The following is a 17,841-nucleotide window of genomic DNA, read 5'->3' as shown; positions in this document are numbered from 1 at the left end:
CCATGACGCGGGGCGGGCGCGCGGCGCAGCTGCGTCAGGCAGCAGGCTTCGCCGCCACGCTGTACGGCGGCCGCGTGCGCGGGCTGGTCGACGTGCACGTGCGCCGCAACGAGTTCGCCCGGCTGAGCGCCGTCGGTGCCGGTGATCCCTACCCGATCTACGACCGGATCCGCGCCACCGGGCCGTTCGTCTCGACGCCCACGGGTCACCTGGCGACGGCCAACCACGCCGTCTGCAAGCAGGTGCTGCGCGATCGGCGCTTCGGCGTGGAGCCGGAGGGCGCCCCGCGGCCCGCGCCGGCGCTCGACCGGTCGGTGCTCACCCGCAACCCGCCCGACCACACCCGCCTGCGCCGGCTGATCGCGCCCGCGCTCAGCGCCCGTCGCCTGGCCGAATTCACCGGGATGATCGAGCGGACCGTCGACCGCCTGCTCGACGACGTCCCCGCGGACGGGCCGTTCGACGTGATGCCGGCCCTGGCCGGGCCGCTTCCGGTGGCGGTGATCAGCGAGCTGCTGGGCGTCTCGCCCGCAGCGGGCGCCGCCCTGGCGTCGTACGGCGAGACGCTCGGCGGCGCGGCGGCGGGCTTCCGATCGCTGCGGCAGGCCCGCGACGTGATGGTGGCGGCCTCCAGGATGGTCCACGTCTTCGAGGAGGTCATCGAGCAGCGCCGGGCCGACCCCGGCGACGACCTGATCAGCGCTCTCCTCGCCGTCGAGGGGGAGGGCGACTCGGAGCTCCGCGCCGTCGAGCTGGTCCCGCTGTGCCGGATGCTGCTGATCGCCGGGTTCGAGACGACCGTCAACCTGCTCGGCAACACGGTCAACGCCCTGCTGGACCACCCCGACCAGTGGGCCGCGGTCGTCGCCGACCCGGCGCTCGCAGGCGCGGCGGTGCAGGAGTCGCTCCGCTTCGACGCACCGGTCCAGCGCACCGGGCGCGTCTCCTTTGACGACACCGAGATCGCCGGGCAGCCGATCCGGCGCGGGCAGTGGGTCAACGTGCTGATCGGCGGCGCCAACCGGGACCCGGAGGTCTTCCGGCGCCCGGACGACTTCGACATCGCGCGCCCCGACGTCTTCGACCACCTGGCGTTCTCGAGCGGCATCCACCGCTGCGTGGGCCGTCCGATCGCCGAGCTCGAGGGCACGGTCGCACTCCAGGCCCTGGCGCAGCGGATGCCGCGGCTGCGCCGCGCGGGGCCTGCCCGGATGCGCGCCGTGCCCCTGGTGCGCGGCCCGTCGAGCCTGCCGGTCCGCGCCTGATTGCAACCATCGGGGCAGTCGAGGAGTCTGAAGGACATGAAGCTCGGGAATTCTGTCGCCACTGTCCTCGCCGCCGCGCTCGCCGTCGGCCTGCTCGCCGGGCCGGCGAGCGCCGAGAAGGTGCGGTACGGCGACCCCGCCGACACCACCGGCTCGCTGACCGACATCCGTGCCGTGACCCCTGACCACCGGACCACCCGGCTGGTGGTGAAGGTGGGGTTCACCGACCTGCGCCGGCGCTCGACCGGCGGGCCGGCAGGTCTGACGATCGCGATCGACACGCGCGCGGACCGGGCCGGCGCCGAGTACCGGCTGAGCACCGGCCTCCAGGCCGGCATGGACTACCAGCTGATGCGCGTGCGCCACGGCAAGGTCGTCGGAGAGCCGCTGACCTGCCCGCACCAGGTGCGGCTCGACTACGCCGCGGACCGGCTCACCCTCGCGACCGCCCGGACCTGCATCGGCTCGCCCGAGAGCATCCGGATCGGGGTCAAGATGCGTGACGACTGGGATGCCTCGCACCCGATGGTCGACTGGCTCGGCGCTCCGCGGTCGTACACGGCCTGGCTCGTCAGCTCCTGAGCGCTCGCTGGGCGGCCAGGTGCCCGCACATGCCGTGCACACCAGGGCCCGGGGGAGTCGAGGCCGAGCACAGGTAGGCGCCCGGGACCGCGGTGGCGTAAGGGTCGCGGATCCGTGGGCGGGCGACCAGCTGCCGCACCGTCGTGGCGCCGGACGCGATGTCGCCGCCCACGTAGTTGGCGTTGTACGCCGCGAAGCCGGCCGGGTCGGTCACGTGCATCCCGACGACCCGCTCGCGGGTGCCGGGCGCGAACCGCTCGAGCTGGGCGAGGACGAGCTCGGTCGCGTCGCCGTCGTACCCGTGCGGCACGTGGGCGTAGGCCCACACCGGGTGCACGTCGCCGGCGGAGCGGGTGGGGTCGGCGAGGTACTGCTGCCCGACCAGGACGTAGGGCCGCTCGGGCATCCGGCCGCGGGCCACGTCGGCCTCGGCCGCCGCGATCTGCTCCAGGGTGCCGCCCAGGTGGACGGTGCCGGCCCGGCGGCAGGCCTCCGCGGTCCAGGGCACGCCGCCCTCGACGGCGAGGTCGAGCTTGTACGCCGAGTAGCCGTAGCGCCACCGGGGCTGCTTCAGCCCGGCGATGTCGGCGAAGCCGGTCGGGCTGGTGTCGAAGAGCCGGACCCGCGACGGCGGGAGGTCGGCGAGCGACGTCACCCGGACCCCCGTCTCGATCGTGCCGCCGAGCGAGCGCAGCAGGCTCGCCAGCGCGTCCGTGATGGCCCGCGAGCCGCCCTCGGCCACCGGCCAGCCGTGGCGGTGCCCGGCGACGATGAGCATCGTGCCGACCGACGAGGTCAGCGGGCGGTCCAGGGGCCGGCTGATGTGCGCGGCGCAGCCGGCGAAGAGCGCGCGGGCGGCATCGGTGCGGAACCTCCGGCCGAGCATCGTCGCCGGCAGCGCGGCACGCAGCCCGAACCGGCCGAGCACGAACGGGTGCGACGGGAGATGCACGATCGGCCCCAGCGCCTCGTCGGCGAGGGGCTCGAAGCGGTCGACCAGCGGCCCGAACACCCCGCGCCAGCGGGAGCCGTCCGCACCGAGCCCGGCCGCGGTCTCCTCGATCGACCGGTGCATGACGCCCGCGGTGCCGTCGTCCAGCGGATGGGCGAGCGCGACCTCCGGGTGCTTCCAGACCAGGCCGTGCTCGGCGAGCGGCAACGAGGAGAAGTACGGCGAGCCGAGGGCGAAGGGATGGATCGCCGAGCAGACGTCGTGGAGCACGCCCGGCACGGTCAGCTCCTCGGTCCGGGTGCCGCCGCCGATCGTGTCGCGGGCCTCGAGCACGGTGACCGACAGGCCTGCCTGGGCGAGCGTGATCGCGGCGGCCAGCCCGTTGGGGCCGGAGCCGACGACGACCGCGTCCGGGGTGCTCACGCCCCCGACTCTGCCGTACGGCGCAACCCGGACGTCACGTGCACCGGCAGGTCCGTGTCACAGGGCTGGCGCTCGCACATGTCGGCGACCAGGACGTAGCCGCGCTCGAGCTCGCCCATGGCGGCGTCGACGAGCCGGTACTGCTGCCGCTGCCGGTGGATCGGCTGCGCCTCGAGCAGGACCACGCGGACGTCGCCGTCCTCGAAGCCGCAGCGTTCCTGGAGCGCCGCGATCAGCTGCTCGTCGTGGAGGTGGCCGTCGCCGAAGTTCCAGCCGAGCACGGCACCGGCGACCAGCTCCCCCTCGATGACCCGGTAGTCGCTCTCGGGCCGGGACCCGATGGCCCGCGGGATGAGCGAGAAGAGCGCCCGTCCGTGGCTGTGCATGGCCCGGAACGCGTAGCCGATGAACTGCGGGATCTCCGCCTCCTCCGGACCGTAGATCTTCTCCAGCTGCTGGTGGGGGAGCAGCGAGGCCTTGACGGTGCCGGCGTCGAGCCTGGCCAGCCCGGCCTCGGTGAAGCACCAGTACGACGTGTCCCAGTTGCCCGCGTAGTAGCGCATCCCGGGCAGGAAGGAGACGAGGCGCGGTGCCAGGTTGCCGACGACGACGGTGCCGACGACGACCGTCATCAGCAGGACGATCGGCCACCAGGTCGTGACGTCGCCGACGCCGACCCCCGCGTCGTGGACGAAGAGCGTGAGGATCCCGTAGATCATGAAGACGTTCCACTCCAACGGGACGCCCATCGGGAAGCTGGTGAGGATCTGCAGGTGGAAGCAGATCATCACCGTCGCGGCCACCGCCGTCACCCAGCCGCCGTGTGAGACGAAGAGCACGAGCGGCGCGGAGTACTCCACGGCGGTCCCGACGTGGGCCAACGTCGCCGCCACCCGCGAGGGACGCAGGTCGTCGGGGAAGTCGCGGTGGAAGAGGTGCTTGAGCCGCTTCGAGCGCAGGACCGGGCTGTTGCTCATCATCGCCTGGACGACGAACGGGAAGTGCCGGTTGAGCTTGGAGGTCGCCGCGCCCCACCAGATCGCCAGCATCACCAGCTTGGCGGCCACGACCACGTCGGCGCCGGTCAGGAGGAAGGTGACCGCGAGCGCGGCGTACACCTCGGAGCGGGCGGCGAGGAAGATCGTCTTGTCCCGCAGTCCGACGACGGCCAGCACGACGAGCATCGCGGCGACCCGCTCCCGCTCGACCACCGGACCGGGAGACACCAACGCCCACAGGGTGGTCAGCAGCAGGGCGGCGTACAACGCGACGTCGACGGGCGTACGCCGGGTGCCGCGGGTCAGTGGGACGCGTCCCGGCCACGGCGGCAGCCGGATGGTGCCGGGCCGGAGCCAGTAGAGGAACGACCCGAGCGGCGGCATCATCCGCAGGTTGAGGGGGCCGAAGCCGCAGCCGAGCCCGACGACCTCGAAGAGCAGCGTCCAGAGGACCACCTTCTGGAAGGCGCCGACGGCGGTGACCTGGTCGATGCCCGGTGTCAGCAGGGCGAACGCGAGCCCGCCCGCGACGTACAGGCCGATCTTGACGAGGTAGACGAGGAAGACGACGTCGGGCGTGCCGAAGCCGATCTCGGCCACGTGGCGGGCCATCGGGCGCATCCGCTCGGCGCGGGTGCCGGCGCGCCAGGCGTCGTCGACCTCGGGGAGGTTCGGCTGGAGGAATCCCATGCTCGGACGGTAGGTGTGGCGACCGTCACCCCGGATCCGCCCGCGGACCCGAAGTTCGGGCGCCGCGTTGTGCTGTCAGCCCAAACGTCGCAGCACGCGGCGGCCGAGCAGGTGACACACCAGCAGGGCGACCTCGACGTCGAGCCGGCCGTCGCGGAGCGGGCGGCCGCGGGCCTCCTCGGCCCTGCGCTGGCGGTACTGGACGGTGTTCCTGTGCAGCGACAGCTCCGCGGCCGCGGCGGTGTGGCTGCCCTGGTGGGCGAGCAGCACCCGGGCGGTCTCCCGGAGCCGCTCGTGCGCCGCGTCGTCGAGCGCGAGGTCGCCGAGCACGCCCTGCACCCAGGCGGACACGTCGGCGACGTCGGTGCTCAGCAGCGCGACCAGCCCGGCCTCGGCGTACGTCGTGACCGCGGAGCGCGCCTGGTCGTCGGCCCCCAGCGCCACCGCGCGGGCGGCGAGCGCCTGCCGGTGGGTGGACCGGAAGCCGTCGACGTCGCTTCCGGGCTCGCCGACGGCGACGCGTACGCCGGCGGTGGCCGTCGTCAGGGTCCGGACGTCGACACCGGCGCGGGGGAGCGGCAGCCAGGCCCAGAGGGTGGCGGCGTCGGCCGGCGCGACCAGGGGCTCGCGCAGGCAGCCGGCGGCCGCCGCCAGCCGGGCGACGTCGCGGCCCAGGAGGTCGAGCGCGTCGCCACGTGGCGGGTCGCACCACAGCACCAGCCCGAGGTGGGCCTGGCCGAGGCCGTAGCCGAGCAGCCGCTCCGCCTGGCCGGGGTCGAGGGCGTCGCCCGCCAGCACCGTCGCGACCTGGGCGGACCGGGCGGCCGCGCTGCTCTGCAACCAGCGTCGGCGCTCGTCCTGGTGCGCCTGGACGACCTGCTCCGAGATGACGTCGATGTAGTCGAACGTGGCCGCCGAGAACTCCACGGTCGCCGCGACGATCGCCGCCGGGTCGTCGGTGCCGCGGGCGAAGGCCTCGATCATCAGCTGCTGGCACTCCGCCTGGCCCAGCCGGTAGGCACGGAGCAGGGCACTGACCGGTACGCCGTGCTGGGCGAGCCGGCGGGCGTACTCGACGGCCGAGTCCGGGGGCTGGTCGGGACGGCGCTCGCCGAGCGCGAAGCGCTGCATGGCCATCCGGATGTTGGCGGTGACGCTCACCCGCAGGAGCTCGACCAGCGCCGGGTCGCCGTCGAGCTCGGGGATCTCGTGGAGCATCCGGCCGACGAGGTGGTCGGCCAGGCCCTCCATCTCACCGGCCAGGGCCGCGGCGGTGCGCGAGACGAGGTCGTCCACTGCCGGGGCCACGGGCGGACCCTAGTCGCACCTAGCCCGCGGCGACCAGCACGACGGCTCCGGCGCACAGCGCCAGACCGACCGCCTGGGTGCGGTGCACGTGCTCGCGCAGCACGGTCGCGGCGAGCAGCACCGTGAACGCGGGGTAGAGCGAGGTGATGACCGCGGCCACGGTCAGGTACCCGTGATGGGTCGCCACCTGGAAGAGGCCGGTCGCCAGCGCACCGAGCGCCCCGCTGAGGGCGCCGCCGAGGGCGTAGCGGTTGCGGGGCACCCAGTCCTGGTGCAGGGCCAGGGCGACGAGGATGATCGCGCCGCCGGCGATGAGCTGGTTGAGCGCGAGGGGGAGGAAGCCGGCCTCGGCCGGGATCTGGGCCAGCGCCGCGAAGAGCGTCCCGAAGCCGAGCCCGGCGAGGACGCCGTCCAGGATCCCGGAGCCCGTGCCGGGAGGCGCGTCGGTCGCCGGCTCGCGCGAGACCAGCCAGATCGCCGGCAGCGCGAGCAGCACCCCGATCCAGACCAGGGCGCCGGGGCGCTCGCCGGTGAGCACGCCGACCACGACGGGGACCAGCACCGCGCCGACGCCCGAGACCGGGGCCACCACGCCCATCCGGCCGGACGACAGCCCGCGGTAGAGGAACGCCGTACCGAAGCCGTTGCCGACGCCCGCGACCCCCGCCCAGGCGAGGTCCCCGCCGGTGGGGGAGCCGCCGTCGACGACGACCAGGAGCAGGACCAGCGCCGTACCCGCGAGCTGGGCGACGAGCGAGACGGCCCAGGCTCCGCCGCGACGCGAGAAGAGGCCGCCGTTGAAGTCGCCCAGCCCGTACGACGCGGCGGCGAAGAGCGACAGCAGGATGCTCATGTCATGACCACGCCGACGACCCAGACGACGGTCGCGGCGAAGGCCGCCAGGAACTCGATGACGATGCTCAGGCCGACCGCCTTGAGGGAGTGGACGGTGGAGGGCCAGGCGTCCTTGCTGCCGACCCGGGCGGCCTCGGCCAGGTAGACGCCGAGCACGAAGCCGAGGAACAGCCCGACCACGGGGACGACGAAGAAGCCGAGGACGCCCAGGCCGACGCCGGCCCACTGCGTCGACGCCGGGATGCCCGCGACCTCGAGACGGCGGCCGGGGACGACGTACTTCACGATCGTGCCAACGGCCACCAGCGCGGTGGCCACGCCGAAGACCGTCCAGGCGACCGGGCCACCCTCGGCCCACGCCCAGACCAGGATGCCGCCGACGACCAGCGCAGATCCCGGCAGGATCGGGACCAGGATGCCGACCAGGCCGACCGCCACCAGGAGCGCGGCGATCAGGGTGGGGGCGGTCACGGGCAGCACCCTGTCACACGGCACGCCACCCAGAAATGCGCTACGGCCCCAGACGTCTCGTCTGGGGCCGTAGCGAAGTCGTACGGAGGTCGGTGACCTGCGTTCGTCAGTCGGTCGGGGTGGTCGGCGTGGCGGACAGCTTGTGGGTCTCGTCGACGACGTTGGCGGCGATCTCCTTGAGCTTGTCTCCGTGCTCTCGCGCGTGGTGAGCGCAGAAGAGCAGCTCACCGCCCGACTGGAGCTCCACACGGAGGTAGGCCTGGGCGCCGCAACGGTCGCAACGGTCCACGGCGCTGAGCGCTGCGGTGTTGGGGGCAAGTGCAGTAGTCACATCGGCCTCATTTCTCATCCTGCCTCGGTGTCTGACTCAACGTAGCGACCCGGTCCAAGATTCCCGTCCCGGTCAAACTGTGCTCCGTGGCGCCTGACACATCATCCAATCATGCTGGGTCTTCCCACATCGGCGGATTTCCAAGCCTGGAACACCTGCCGCTGCGGGAATTTGCCCTGCCGGCCCTGCTGCTCGACCGGAGGTAGTGCCTAACCGTGGTGCCCGGGGAAGTGTTCCCCACGCTAGACCCGCCCCTGACGAGCGTGCCTTCATCGTTCCTCGGCGTGTCGCAGGTAGATTCGGTGTCCACGTAACAATTGGATTTCCAGCCCTGCAGGAGCCCCACGATCGACAACACGTACAACGCGGCACACCTCCTCGTCCTCGAGGGACTGGAGGCGGTGCGCAAGCGGCCCGGGATGTACATCGGCTCGACCGACACCCGCGGCCTCATGCACTGCCTCTGGGAGATCATCGACAACGGGGTGGACGAGGCGCTCGCCGGCGCCGCGCACCGCGTCGAGGTGACCCTCCACCCGGACGGCTCGGCCGAGGTGCACGACGACGGACGTGGCATCCCGACCGACAAGGAGCCCAAGACCGGGCTCCCGGGGGTCGAGGTCGTCGCGACCAAGCTGCACGCGGGCGGCAAGTTCGGCGGCGGCTCGTACGTCGCGACCGGCGGCCTGCACGGTGTGGGCCTGTCGGTCGTCAACGCGCTGTCGGCGCGGATGGACATCGACGTCCAGCGATCGCCGTCCGAGCAGGGCCTGTCGTTCAAGCACGGGGCGCCGGGTGTCTTCACCGGACCCGGGCCGGACGCGCCGTTCGAGCCGAGGTCCGGGCTCACTCGCAAGGGCGGCCGGGTCGCCAAGGGCAGGTCGGGCACCCGGATCACGTTCTGGCCGGACCGGCGGATCTTCACCAAGGACGCCGACTTCGTCTTCGAGGACCTGATCGGTCGGGCCCGGCAGACGTCGTTCATCGTGCCGGGTCTCGAGATCGTGATCCGCGACCTGCGCGGCGAGACGCCCCGCGAGGAGAAGTTCCGCCACGACGGCGGCATCGCGGAGTTCGCCGACTTCCTCGCCCCCGACGAGCCGGTGACCGACATCATCCGGCTGCAGGGCTCCGACACGTTCACCGAGACCGTCCCGATGCTCGACGCCCAGGGCCACATGACCCCGCAGGACGTCGAGCGCGAGCTGCACGTCGACGTGGCCGTGCGCTGGGGCACCGGCTACGAGACCGTGATGCGGTCCTTCGTCAACGTCATCGCGACGCCCAAGGGCGGCACGCACGTCAGCGGCTACGAGGCCGCCGTCACCCGCACCTTCAACGACGCCATGAAGGCGACCAAGGTGCTCAAGGTCAACGACGACGACGTGATCAAGGACGACGTCATGGAGGGCATGACCGCGGTCGTGACCGTCCGCCTCGCGGAGCCCCAGTTCGAGGGCCAGACCAAGGAGATCCTCGGTACGCCAGCCGCGCGGACCGTCGTACGCAAGGTCGTGTCGGCGGAGCTCAAGCAGTTCCTGACGTCCACCAAGCGGGCCGAGAAGGCGCAGGCCAAGCTGGTCATGGAGAAGGTCGCCGGCGCGGCCAAGACCCGGATCGCGGCCCGTCAGCACAAGGAGACGCAGCGGCGCAAGAACGCCCTCGAGTCCTCCGCGCTGCCCTCCAAGCTCGCCGACTGCCGGGCGGCCGACAACGAGAAGACCGAGCTCTTCATCGTCGAGGGTGACTCGGCGCTCGGCACGGCCAAGCTGGCCCGCAACTCCGAGTTCCAGGCGTTGCTGCCGATCCGTGGCAAGATCCTCAACGTCCAGAAGGCCTCGGTCGGCGACATGCTGAAGAACACCGAGTGCGCCTCGATCATCCAGGTCGTCGGCGCGGGCTCCGGGCGCACGTTCGAGCTCGAGGCCCGGCGCTACGGCCGGATCATCTTCATGGCCGACGCCGACTCCGACGGCGCCCACATCCGGTGCCTGCTGGCGACGCTCTTCTTCAAGTACATGCCGGACCTGATCACCGACCGGCGCGTCTATACCGCCGTGCCGCCGCTGCACCGCATCGAGATCTCCAACCCGAAGAAGGGCATGGAGAAGTACGTCTACACCTACTCCGACGACGAGCTGCAGCGCACCCTGGCCGACCTGAAGAAGAAGAACGTCAGGTGGAAGGACCCCGTGCAGCGCTACAAGGGTCTCGGTGAGATGGACGCCGACCAGCTGGCGGAGACCACCATGGACCCGCGCCACCGGACCCTGCGACGGCTGACCATCGACGACGCCGAGGGCGCCGCCGGGGTCTTCGAGCTGCTGATGGGCTCCGACGTCGCCCCGCGCAAGGAGTTCATCGTGCAGGGCGCGTACGAGGTCGACGTGGAGACGCTGGACGCCTGATGGACGGGCTGCCGGCGCCGGTCGACGCGGATGCGCCCGCAGGCTCGGCGTACTGGGTGCGGCTGATCAGGATTCCACGGACACGGAGCGACTGGGTGCTCGGCGGAGTGGGCGTGGCGGTCGAACGTCGCCTCCGGAGGGCTCGCAGGTCGCTGGCGGAGGTCGACGCTCACCTCGCGACGCTGACGGCGCAGGAGTTCGCGGCGCGGTACGACCTCCTGGTGGGTTGACGAGTCGTGTGCCTGACGCCGGGCTGTGGCTAGTTCTCAGGCACACGACCCGAGCCACCCGGTGCGCCAGACTGGTCGCATGTACGTCGTCGTGACCGGCCCGCCGGCCTCCGGGAAGTCCACCCTGGCTCCGGTGCTCGCGGCCGAGCTCGGCTGGCCGCTGCTGGCCAAGGACACGATCAAGGCCGGGCTGGTGGAGTCGCTCGGGGCGGAGAGCATCGACGAGTCGCGACGGCTTGGCGCGGCCGCCGTACGGGCCCTGCTCGCGCTCGCTCACGACAACGACGACGCGGTCCTCGACAGCGTGTGGGTCGACCGGGAGCGGGCGATCGCCGAGCTGGCCGCGCTGCCGGGCCAGGTCGTGGAGGTGTTCTGCCGATGTGAGCGAGGAGTCCTGGAGGAGCGGTACGCCGCGCGGGGTCGCGGCCTCGACCGGCCGGCGGATGACCTGTGGCACGAGGGCTCGCTGCGTCCGCTCGGCGGCCCGTGGCCGGTCGTCGAGGTGAAAACGGATGGCCCGGTCGAGCGATTCGGGGTCCTCGAGAGGCTGCTCGTCGACGGCGATGCTGCCGCGAAGGGCACGTCGCATAGTCCGCGACCGCTCGACCCGATCGACCTCCAGGGAGACGCGGTGATGCTCGCGGCCGTCGCGTCCTCGTGGGTCCGCACCCTCCGGCGTGGTGGCCACACGCCGCAGCCCTTCGGGATCGTCCTGACGCTGCAAGGCGTGCCGGAGATGGTGGCGCCGGTCAACTGGCTGTCCGGGCCGGCCGACTGGACGATGAGCTGGGGCGAGGGCGAGCCGGACGAGCTGGCCTGGGTCCGGGACGCTCTCGACACAACCGCGGTCCGTCACCGGGCGGCCGCCATCGTGACAGTCGACGGCGACGTCCTACGACTCCAGGTGCGGCACCGGGCGGACGACAGCGTCGAGACGCTCGAGGTGGCCCTGTGAGGAGCCAGCTCGAGCGTTTCGACGCGGTGACCTAGCGGCAGAACACCTCGGGGTTCCAGTCGTCGAACAGGCCGGCCGGGTTGTGCTTCCACGCCCAGAGGTGCAGCTCGAAGAAGGGCGGCAGGCCGTAGCGGTTGTCCGCGCGCTGGAGCTCGAACGTCCGCCCGAAGAGGTGCGGGCGACCGGTGGGGTGCGCGGCGCGCCAGTCCTTGCGGAACACGACGTACTCGACGGCGACCAGGCGCTTGCCGGCGCGGGTGGGTTCGTAGACGAGCGCCTCCGGCCGGTTGGCCCGGACCTTGCCGTCGGCCACGAGCTTGCCCTTGACGAGGTGGACGCCCATGCCGCCCGCCGGGTCGTCGATGCAGGCGATGCCGGAGGCGTCCTTGAGCAGCGAGTAACCGGCGGCCTTGGCCTTGGCGACGTGGCGGTACGGCGCCGTGTGGTGGCGCACCCGCTCGACCTGCTTGCTGAGCTTCGAGGACGCGTCGCCCTCCGGAGCGGGGATGTTGGCCGGGGCCGGACCGGCCACGGTGATGAGCCCGCAGGCCGCGACGAACGTGGCCAGCAGGATGCGGGTCCGCAGGGACCACGGGTGGGATGACATGCGATTTCTCCGTCTTCTGGGGTGGGGGGTCGGCACGCCGCCGCACGGGGTCGGGGGACGGTGGCGACGGCGTGCCGGTCAGGGGGTGGCGCTCAGGCGCCCTCGGTGACCTCGAAGATCTCGTCGGCCACGAGGCCGTGCGCCTCGCGGTGGACCGTGTTGGCCGCCTCCGCGCTCGGCGCCTCGACGAGGCAGAAGATCTTGCCCTGGGCCTCGTCGACCCAGTAGCGCAGGTAGCTGACGTCGTGCGCACCCTGGACCTTCAGGTCCTGCTGGTGCGCGTGTGCGACGTCCTCCCGGGACACTCCATCGGTCACGTGGTGGACGTCCATGTACAGCGGCATCGCCGCCTCCTCTCGTTCGGTGTTGACCGGACGAGACTCCCGCTGCAGGGCGGGTCGGCGAATCGGGGACGTACCCCCAATTCTTCCGGGAGACCTCCCTATAGCGGAGCTCCCGCAGGCTCAGGCGGCGAGGACGACTTCGAGGAGGTAGGTCTCGGCGGGGCTGGACGGTCGCAGGGTGCCCGGTTGCGGTGTTGCGGGTGCGGTGGATCGGGCGACGTGGCCGGTGGGGAGTCCGGTTTCGATGGTGTGGCGTTGGTCGGGTGGTCCGTTGAGGGGTCGGCTTCGCCAGCCGGGTGCTTGTTTGGTGTGGTTGCAGTGCTCGCAGAGGCCCTGGCCGTTGACCGCGGTGGTGGGTCCGCCGGTGGCGTGGTCTTCTGCGTGGTCGCGGTGGCGGATGGGGGCGTCGCACCAGGGGGTGCGGCAGGTGCGGTCGCGGAGCTCGATGAACCGGGCGAGTGCGGTGGGGAACTCCCGGGCCACCGATTCCATCGCGACCAGGGTGCCGGTGGCGGGTTTGGCGTAGAGCCGTCGGATCGCGGCCAGGTGCTCGGGGTCGAGGGTGTCGGCGGGGAGGGGGCCGTATCCGTGCAGCCACGCGGGCTCGACGCTGTCGGCCAGGAGGGCTTGGTCGGAGATGACCACGTTGACGGTGACGGGGATGGCGGTGGCGTCTGCGAGGCCGGTGATGCGTTCCACGAGGGTGTCGGCCATGACCTGCCCGCGGGTGCGGGGGTCGCCGGCGGACCTGGCTTGGTCCGCGATCCGGGTCAGCGTCGCCCACACCGCGACACCTTGCTTGGCGGTCAGCAGGGCGGAGAGGCGGGCCATGGTGTCGGGTGCGGGTCGCATGGAGACGTGACGGTCGGCTTCGGCCTTGGACCGGCGGTTGACCACGGCTTGGGCGTCGGTGCGGATGACGGCCTTCTGGGTCTCCGCGGTCAGTCTGCGGTCGCCCCACCCGTCGAACGGGTAGGTGCCGTCCGGACCCGGTGCACAGATCTCGGCGTCGACCAGCGCCCGGTCCGCCCGGGACAGGCAGGAGGTCTCGCGGGTGATGAGGGTGGCGCGCCACTCGGAGATGACGCCGGCGCGCATCGCGGCGTACAGGTGGGGTTGTTCGGTCAGGGCGTGCGCGAGCCCGAGGAGCCGGGAGCCTTTCGCGGGGGACTCACGCCGGGCGAATGCGATCAGCCCGGCGACGTCGCGGCCTTGCCGAGCAGCCGGGATGCGGTCCTGGGCGTGGCGGGTCCGGACCAGGTGGTCGAGCTGCACGGTGAGCTCGGCCTGCCGAGCGGCTGCCTGGGCCTTGGTGTCCTCGAGGGCGCGGATCTGGTCGAGGAGCGCGCGTTCGTCCGTGAGCGCCGCCGTGGTGGCGGGGTCGGGGACGAAGAGCTGGGCCATGTCTCATTGTATCGAACATGTGTTCGAATGACAAGCCCTGTCGGCAACTTCCGCCGTCGGAAACCGGCAAGCCGGGATACGACGCCGACCCGAGACCGCCGCGTCAGGCGCTCAGCAACCCCAGGCGCTCGGCGGCGGCGGAGGCCTCGGTGCGGTTGCGGACGCCCAGCTTGCCGAGGACCGCGGACACGTGGTGGTCGACGGTCTTGGCGCTGATGTAGAGCCGGTCCGCGATCGCGTTGTTGGTGAGGCCGGCGGCCAGCAGCTCGAGGACGTCGTGCTGCCGCTGGGTCAGCCCCAGCGGGTGCTCGCGGGTGGCGCTGCGCGGTCCGACCGGGATGGAGCGGACGCCGGCGTCGCGCATCCGGCGCCGGACCAGCCCGACGGCCCCGGCGGCGCCGAGGGCGTCGAGACGCGCGAGCGCGGTGCGCAGCGACGGCTCGTCCCCGACGTCGACCAGGTGGAGGGCCGCGTCGTACCCGCAGCCCAGCACCTCCCACGCCGCGGCGTCACCCGGCAGCACCCCCGGGCTCTCGACGGGCGTGCCGGCGAGCCGGGCCTCCCACAGCTGGACGGTCGCGGTCTCCCAGGGCAGCCGGGGCAGCAGCCGGGCCCGGGCGGCCGCGAGCTCCTCCGTCGCGCCGGCGTGGTCGTCGACCAGCCAGCGGGCCTCGGTGCGGGCGAGGCGGACGAGGACGACGTACGGCGGGTCGTCGAGGTCCTCTGCGGCGTCGAGTGCGCACTCGAGCAGCTTCTCGGCGTCGTCGTGGCCCTGGCGCGCACGCAGCAGCCCGAGGCTGGTCAGCGACGTGAGGTGGTTGGCGGGGGAGGCCGGCGTGGCCAGCACCTGCTCGGCCAACCGCGCGGCCTCGTCCCACCGACCCTGGTCGAGCAGCGCGAGGGACCGCCGGCCGCGCAGGCAGGTGGAGTACGTCGTGATGTCGCGCTCGTCGCAGTAGGCGAGCCCGTCGCGGTACCACGCCTCGCCCTCGGCGTAGCGGTGCTGCACCTCGAAGAGCTCGTACGCCGAGGCGTAGGCCGTCGCGACCTGCTTCTCGAGGCGCTCGCGCCGGGCCAGCTCGAGGGCCGAGCGGATCGTGCCCACCCAGTCCCCGCCCACCCCGGCGGCACGCTGCGCGAGGGCGATCTGGGCGGTCACCAGGGCGTCCAGCGCCCCGGTCCGCTCCGCGATGTCGGCGGCCTGCCGCACGGCCCGGCCCTGCTCCTCGTCGTCGAGGTCCTCGGCGTGCATGAGGTGGGCCCACGCGAGCTCCCGCGTCGGACCGAGAGGCTCGAGCACCCGCACCGCAGCGGCGGCCGCAGCGCTCGACGCGCCTCCCTGGCAGAGCCGCCAGCGCACCGAGGACAGCCAGCTCAGCGTGGCCCCCTCGCGCAGCGGGTCGCCCACCTCGCGCCAGAGCGCCAGCGCCTCGGTGCGCGCCCAGGCGGCCTCGTCCCAGCGATCGACGAAGGTGTCCTCGTGCCCGAGGGCGTCCAGCATCGTGGCGCGCTCACGCGGCGCCAGCCCGTCGGCGTGCCGCAGCGCGCGGGCGTACTGCGCCGCGGCCTCGCGGTGCGCCCCGAGGGCTGCGGCGCGCTCGGCGGCCGGCCGGGCGTGGGCCAGCACCGCGGCCGTGTCGCCGGCGGCCTCGGCGTGGTGGGCGAGCCGGGCGTCGTCGTCGCAGCCGGCGGCGAGCAGGGCCGCGAGCACGGCGGCGTGAGAGGGGCGTCGGCGGTGCGCGGCCAGGCTGGTCTCGATGGCGAGCCGGGCGATCTCGTGGCGGAAGCGGAGGCCCGACGCGTCGCCGACGAGGATCCCGCAGCCGACGAGCCGGTCGAGCTCGGCGGCCGAGGCACCCGCGGCCGCCAGCAGCACGTCGGCGTCGAACCGGGTGCCGAGCACCGACGCGATGTCGAGGGCCGCTCGGGCAGGGGCATCCAGCGCGGCCGCCCGGGCGAGGACGACGTCGCGCACGGACACAGGCACGTCCTCGCTGCCCGACTGCAGCACCTCGGTGACCAGGAACGGGTTGCCGCCGGTCAGCCGGTGGAGGCTGTCGGGGTCGACGGCCACCTCACCGGCCAGGCGGCGTACGCCGTCGCGCGACAGCGACGGCAGCTCCACCCGGCGCGTGGTCCGCTGTGCCGCGAGGTCGCCGAGCGCGACCCGGAGCGGGTCGCCCGGCTCGAGCGCGTCGTCGCGGTAGGTCGCCAGCACCAGGACCGGGGCGGTGCGCAGCCGGCGGGCGAGGAACCGCAGTAGGTCGAGGGTCGCCTCGTCCGCCCAGTGCACGTCCTCGATCGCCACGACGACGATCCCGCCGGGACCGGCGACCTCCTGCAGCTGCGCGAGCAGACCGGCGAAGAGGTCCTCCCGGTGCGCCGCCGTGTCGGCGATGGTCGACAGCGATCCGCCCAGCGACGCGGCGACCTCGAGGAACGGCCCGAGCGGGCGCGGCACGAACTGGCCGTCGCACGCGCCGGCGTACCAGCGCGTCTCTGTCAGGCCGGCCCGCAGGGCGTCCAGGACGCTCGACTTCCCGACCCCGGCCTCGCCGGCGACCAGCACCATGCGCCCTGCTCCGGCCCGGGCCTCGTCGGCGTACCCGTGCAGCGCGGCCAGCGCGGAGGCGCGCTCGATCAGTTCCACCACGGCATTGTGCGCGGCCGAAGTGGCTCCGCGCACGGTCATTTCGGGTCATATCCCGCAGATCCACCGCCTCGCTGCGGAGGTGCGGATACCTTCTCCCGAGCGTCGACTGGGACGCCAGGAGCACAGGGGTGGCACATGGCGGGACGGTTCGAGGGCAAGCGGGCACTGGTCACGGGAGCGGCCGGCGGCGTCGGGCGGTCGACGGTCGAGCTGCTCGCGGGCGAGGGCGCGGCGGTGGTCGGCGTCGACCTGCACGCGGACGCCGACGTCCTGGCCTGCGACGTCAGCGACCAGGCCTCGGTCCAGGCCGCCGTGGCCGCCGCTGCGGACCGGCTCGGCGGCCTCGACATCGTCGTCAACGTGGCCGGCATCGACCAGTTCCGGAGGTTCGAGGACCTCGACCTCGCCGTCTGGCAACGGCACCTCGGCGTGAACCTGACCGGGCCGATGCTCGTCAGCCACGCGGCCCTGCCGCACCTGCGGGCGAGCAAGGGCAACATCGTCACGATCGCGTCCATCGCTGGGCTGCGCGCCCAGCCCTACCAGGCGGCGTACTGCGCCTCGAAGGGCGGCGTCATCCTGCTGATGAAGTCCCTGGCGCTGGAGCTCGCGGCGGACGGCATCCGGGTCAACACGATCTGCCCCGGCGGCGTGCAGACGGACCTGCCGACCAAGGCGGCGGCCGAGCACGCCGACTCCCAGCTGGACTGGGGTCTGCTGATGGAGACGGCCGGTGCCCGCTACGGGTTCATGCCGCCGCGCGACATCGCCGACGCGGTGGCGTACCTCGCCTCGGACGCGGCCGCGTCGGTGACCGGCGCGGTGCTGTCGGTCGACCGCGGGACCGCCTGCTGACGCAGGTCAGTACCGCTGCTCGAGCAGCCCGGTGTCGACGTCGTAGAGGAAGCCGCCGACCTCGATGCTGTCGGGGACGAGGGGGTGGGAGCGCACCTTCTGGACGTCCTCGCCGAGGGCGGCGACCTGGTCGAGCACGACCGGGAAGGGCTGCCAGGAGGCGTCGATGCCGGCCGAGGCACCGACCTTCTCGCGCAGCTCGGCCTCCGTGTTGCTGGCGACGGCGCAGCGGGTGTGCGGGACGACCAGCACCCGCTCGACCTTGAGCAGGTGCACGCCGAGCACCAGCGCCTCCAACGCCTGGGGCGTCACGCGGCCGCCGGGGTTGCGGAAGATCTTGGCGTCGCCCGCCTTGAGCCCGAGCATCCGCAGCGGATCGATGCGCGAGTCCATGCAGGTGACGATCGCGACGCCGGCATGGGCGACGCCGTCGAAGCCGGCGAGGTCGAAGGAGGCCGCGAACTCGCGGTTGGCGGCCAGCAGGTCGTCGAAGCTCACGGCTGGCACGAT

Annotated in this window: 17 protein-coding genes; 6 read left to right on the top strand and 11 right to left on the bottom strand. The window is 72.9% G+C overall.

The features are described 5' to 3' along the window. Positions 1 to 2: 2 nt before the first annotated feature. Both ABEA34_RS23020 and ABEA34_RS23015 read left to right on the top strand, forming a co-directional pair. Positions 3 to 1,265, top strand: a complete 1,263-nt coding sequence (locus ABEA34_RS23020; protein ID WP_345524095.1) for a cytochrome P450 — start codon at positions 3 to 5, stop codon at positions 1,263 to 1,265. A gap of 36 nt (positions 1,266 to 1,301) precedes the next feature. After that, positions 1,302 to 1,847: a hypothetical protein gene (locus tag ABEA34_RS23015; protein WP_345524094.1), complete on the top strand. Its 546-nt coding sequence runs from the start codon at positions 1,302 to 1,304 to the stop codon at positions 1,845 to 1,847. Here the strand turns inward: ABEA34_RS23015 and ABEA34_RS23010 are convergent. From ABEA34_RS23010 to ABEA34_RS22985, 6 genes are all read right to left on the bottom strand, one after another. Continuing rightward, positions 1,837 to 3,222, bottom strand: a complete 1,386-nt coding sequence (locus ABEA34_RS23010) for a phytoene desaturase family protein (protein ID WP_345524093.1) — start codon at positions 3,220 to 3,222, stop codon at positions 1,837 to 1,839. The genes ABEA34_RS23015 and ABEA34_RS23010 overlap by 11 nt on opposite strands. After that, on the bottom strand, positions 3,219 to 4,910 hold the full coding sequence (locus tag ABEA34_RS23005; protein ID WP_345524092.1) for a DUF3556 domain-containing protein: 1,692 nt from the start codon (positions 4,908 to 4,910) through the stop codon (positions 3,219 to 3,221). The genes ABEA34_RS23010 and ABEA34_RS23005 overlap by 4 nt, the downstream gene beginning before the upstream one ends. A gap of 75 nt (positions 4,911 to 4,985) precedes the next feature. After that, positions 4,986 to 6,218: a PucR family transcriptional regulator gene (locus ABEA34_RS23000; protein ID WP_345524091.1), complete on the bottom strand. Its 1,233-nt coding sequence runs from the start codon at positions 6,216 to 6,218 to the stop codon at positions 4,986 to 4,988. A 19-nt stretch (positions 6,219 to 6,237) separates the two neighbouring features. Beyond that, positions 6,238 to 7,071: an EamA family transporter gene (locus tag ABEA34_RS22995; protein ID WP_345524090.1), complete on the bottom strand. Its 834-nt coding sequence runs from the start codon at positions 7,069 to 7,071 to the stop codon at positions 6,238 to 6,240. After that, on the bottom strand, positions 7,068 to 7,544 hold the full coding sequence (locus tag ABEA34_RS22990) for a DUF456 domain-containing protein (RefSeq protein WP_345524089.1): 477 nt from the start codon (positions 7,542 to 7,544) through the stop codon (positions 7,068 to 7,070). Before ABEA34_RS22990 ends, ABEA34_RS22995 begins: the two co-directional genes overlap by 4 nt. Positions 7,545 to 7,650: 106 nt before the next feature. Continuing rightward, positions 7,651 to 7,893, bottom strand: coding sequence for a DUF7455 domain-containing protein (locus ABEA34_RS22985; protein ID WP_345524088.1), 243 nt, complete (start codon positions 7,891 to 7,893; stop codon positions 7,651 to 7,653). A gap of 299 nt (positions 7,894 to 8,192) precedes the next feature. Here ABEA34_RS22985 and ABEA34_RS22980 point away from each other — a divergent pair, with 299 nt between their 5' ends. The 3 genes from ABEA34_RS22980 (at position 8,193) to ABEA34_RS22970 (ending at position 11,468) form a co-directional block, all read left to right on the top strand. After that, on the top strand, positions 8,193 to 10,283 hold the full coding sequence (locus tag ABEA34_RS22980; protein WP_486348347.1) for a DNA gyrase/topoisomerase IV subunit B: 2,091 nt from the start codon (positions 8,193 to 8,195) through the stop codon (positions 10,281 to 10,283). Further along, the gene (locus ABEA34_RS22975; RefSeq protein WP_345524087.1) at positions 10,283 to 10,513 is read left to right on the top strand and encodes a hypothetical protein; all 231 of its coding nucleotides are present in this window, start codon (positions 10,283 to 10,285) and stop codon (positions 10,511 to 10,513) included. Before ABEA34_RS22980 ends, ABEA34_RS22975 begins: the two co-directional genes overlap by 1 nt. A gap of 79 nt (positions 10,514 to 10,592) precedes the next feature. Beyond that, positions 10,593 to 11,468 carry a P-loop nucleotide/nucleoside kinase family protein gene (locus ABEA34_RS22970; RefSeq protein ID WP_345524086.1) on the top strand — a complete coding sequence of 292 codons (876 nt, stop codon included), beginning with the start codon at positions 10,593 to 10,595 and terminating at the stop codon, positions 11,466 to 11,468. A gap of 31 nt (positions 11,469 to 11,499) precedes the next feature. Here ABEA34_RS22970 and ABEA34_RS22965 read toward each other — a convergent pair whose 3' ends face one another. From ABEA34_RS22965 to ABEA34_RS22950, 4 genes are all read right to left on the bottom strand, one after another. Continuing rightward, positions 11,500 to 12,075 (bottom strand): hypothetical protein, encoded by a 576-nt coding sequence (locus ABEA34_RS22965; RefSeq protein ID WP_345524085.1) that lies wholly within the window; start codon positions 12,073 to 12,075, stop codon positions 11,500 to 11,502. Positions 12,076 to 12,167: 92 nt separating this feature from the next. Next, on the bottom strand, positions 12,168 to 12,419 hold the full coding sequence (locus ABEA34_RS22960; RefSeq protein ID WP_345524084.1) for a DUF4242 domain-containing protein: 252 nt from the start codon (positions 12,417 to 12,419) through the stop codon (positions 12,168 to 12,170). Positions 12,420 to 12,539: 120 nt separating this feature from the next. Beyond that, the gene (locus ABEA34_RS22955) at positions 12,540 to 13,823 is read right to left on the bottom strand and encodes an HNH endonuclease (protein WP_345524083.1); all 1,284 of its coding nucleotides are present in this window, start codon (positions 13,821 to 13,823) and stop codon (positions 12,540 to 12,542) included. A 103-nt stretch (positions 13,824 to 13,926) separates the two neighbouring features. Beyond that, a complete protein-coding gene (locus tag ABEA34_RS22950) occupies positions 13,927 to 16,473 on the bottom strand; it encodes an AAA family ATPase (RefSeq protein WP_345524082.1) in 2,547 nt (848 codons plus the stop codon). A 138-nt stretch (positions 16,474 to 16,611) separates the two neighbouring features. Between ABEA34_RS22950 and ABEA34_RS22945 the strand changes: the two genes are divergently transcribed. Further along, positions 16,612 to 17,331 carry an SDR family NAD(P)-dependent oxidoreductase gene (locus ABEA34_RS22945; protein WP_345524081.1) on the top strand — a complete coding sequence of 240 codons (720 nt, stop codon included), beginning with the start codon at positions 16,612 to 16,614 and terminating at the stop codon, positions 17,329 to 17,331. A gap of 6 nt (positions 17,332 to 17,337) precedes the next feature. Here the strand turns inward: ABEA34_RS22945 and ABEA34_RS22940 are convergent, their stop codons facing one another. Then, positions 17,338 to 17,829: a beta-class carbonic anhydrase gene (locus ABEA34_RS22940; protein WP_345524080.1), complete on the bottom strand. Its 492-nt coding sequence runs from the start codon at positions 17,827 to 17,829 to the stop codon at positions 17,338 to 17,340. Positions 17,830 to 17,841 lie beyond the last annotated feature (12 nt).

This window comes from Nocardioides conyzicola (assembly GCF_039543825.1).
GTDB lineage: Bacteria > Actinomycetota > Actinomycetes > Propionibacteriales > Nocardioidaceae > Nocardioides > Nocardioides conyzicola.
This window is presented reverse-complemented; position numbering and strand designations above follow the sequence as displayed.

Bases quoted from the DNA above. Each gene is read 5' to 3' on its own strand.
- ABEA34_RS23005 (WP_345524092.1), bottom strand. From the start codon at position 4,910: ATGGGATTCCTCCAGCCGAACCTCCCCGAGGTCGACGACGCCTGGCGC.
- ABEA34_RS22960 (WP_345524084.1), bottom strand. From the start codon at position 12,419: ATGCCGCTGTACATGGACGTCCACCACGTGACCGATGGAGTGTCCCGG.
- ABEA34_RS23020 (WP_345524095.1), top strand. From the start codon at position 3: ATGACGCGGGGCGGGCGCGCGGCGCAGCTGCGTCAGGCAGCAGGCTTC.
- ABEA34_RS22995 (WP_345524090.1), bottom strand. From the start codon at position 7,071: ATGAGCATCCTGCTGTCGCTCTTCGCCGCCGCGTCGTACGGGCTGGGC.
- ABEA34_RS22965 (WP_345524085.1), bottom strand. From the start codon at position 12,075: ATGTCATCCCACCCGTGGTCCCTGCGGACCCGCATCCTGCTGGCCACG.
- ABEA34_RS22975 (WP_345524087.1), top strand. From the start codon at position 10,283: ATGGACGGGCTGCCGGCGCCGGTCGACGCGGATGCGCCCGCAGGCTCG.
- ABEA34_RS23015 (WP_345524094.1), top strand. From the start codon at position 1,302: ATGAAGCTCGGGAATTCTGTCGCCACTGTCCTCGCCGCCGCGCTCGCC.
- ABEA34_RS22970 (WP_345524086.1), top strand. From the start codon at position 10,593: ATGTACGTCGTCGTGACCGGCCCGCCGGCCTCCGGGAAGTCCACCCTG.
- ABEA34_RS22985 (WP_345524088.1), bottom strand. From the start codon at position 7,893: ATGAGAAATGAGGCCGATGTGACTACTGCACTTGCCCCCAACACCGCA.
- ABEA34_RS22955 (WP_345524083.1), bottom strand. From the start codon at position 13,823: ATGGCCCAGCTCTTCGTCCCCGACCCCGCCACCACGGCGGCGCTCACG.
- ABEA34_RS22945 (WP_345524081.1), top strand. From the start codon at position 16,612: ATGGCGGGACGGTTCGAGGGCAAGCGGGCACTGGTCACGGGAGCGGCC.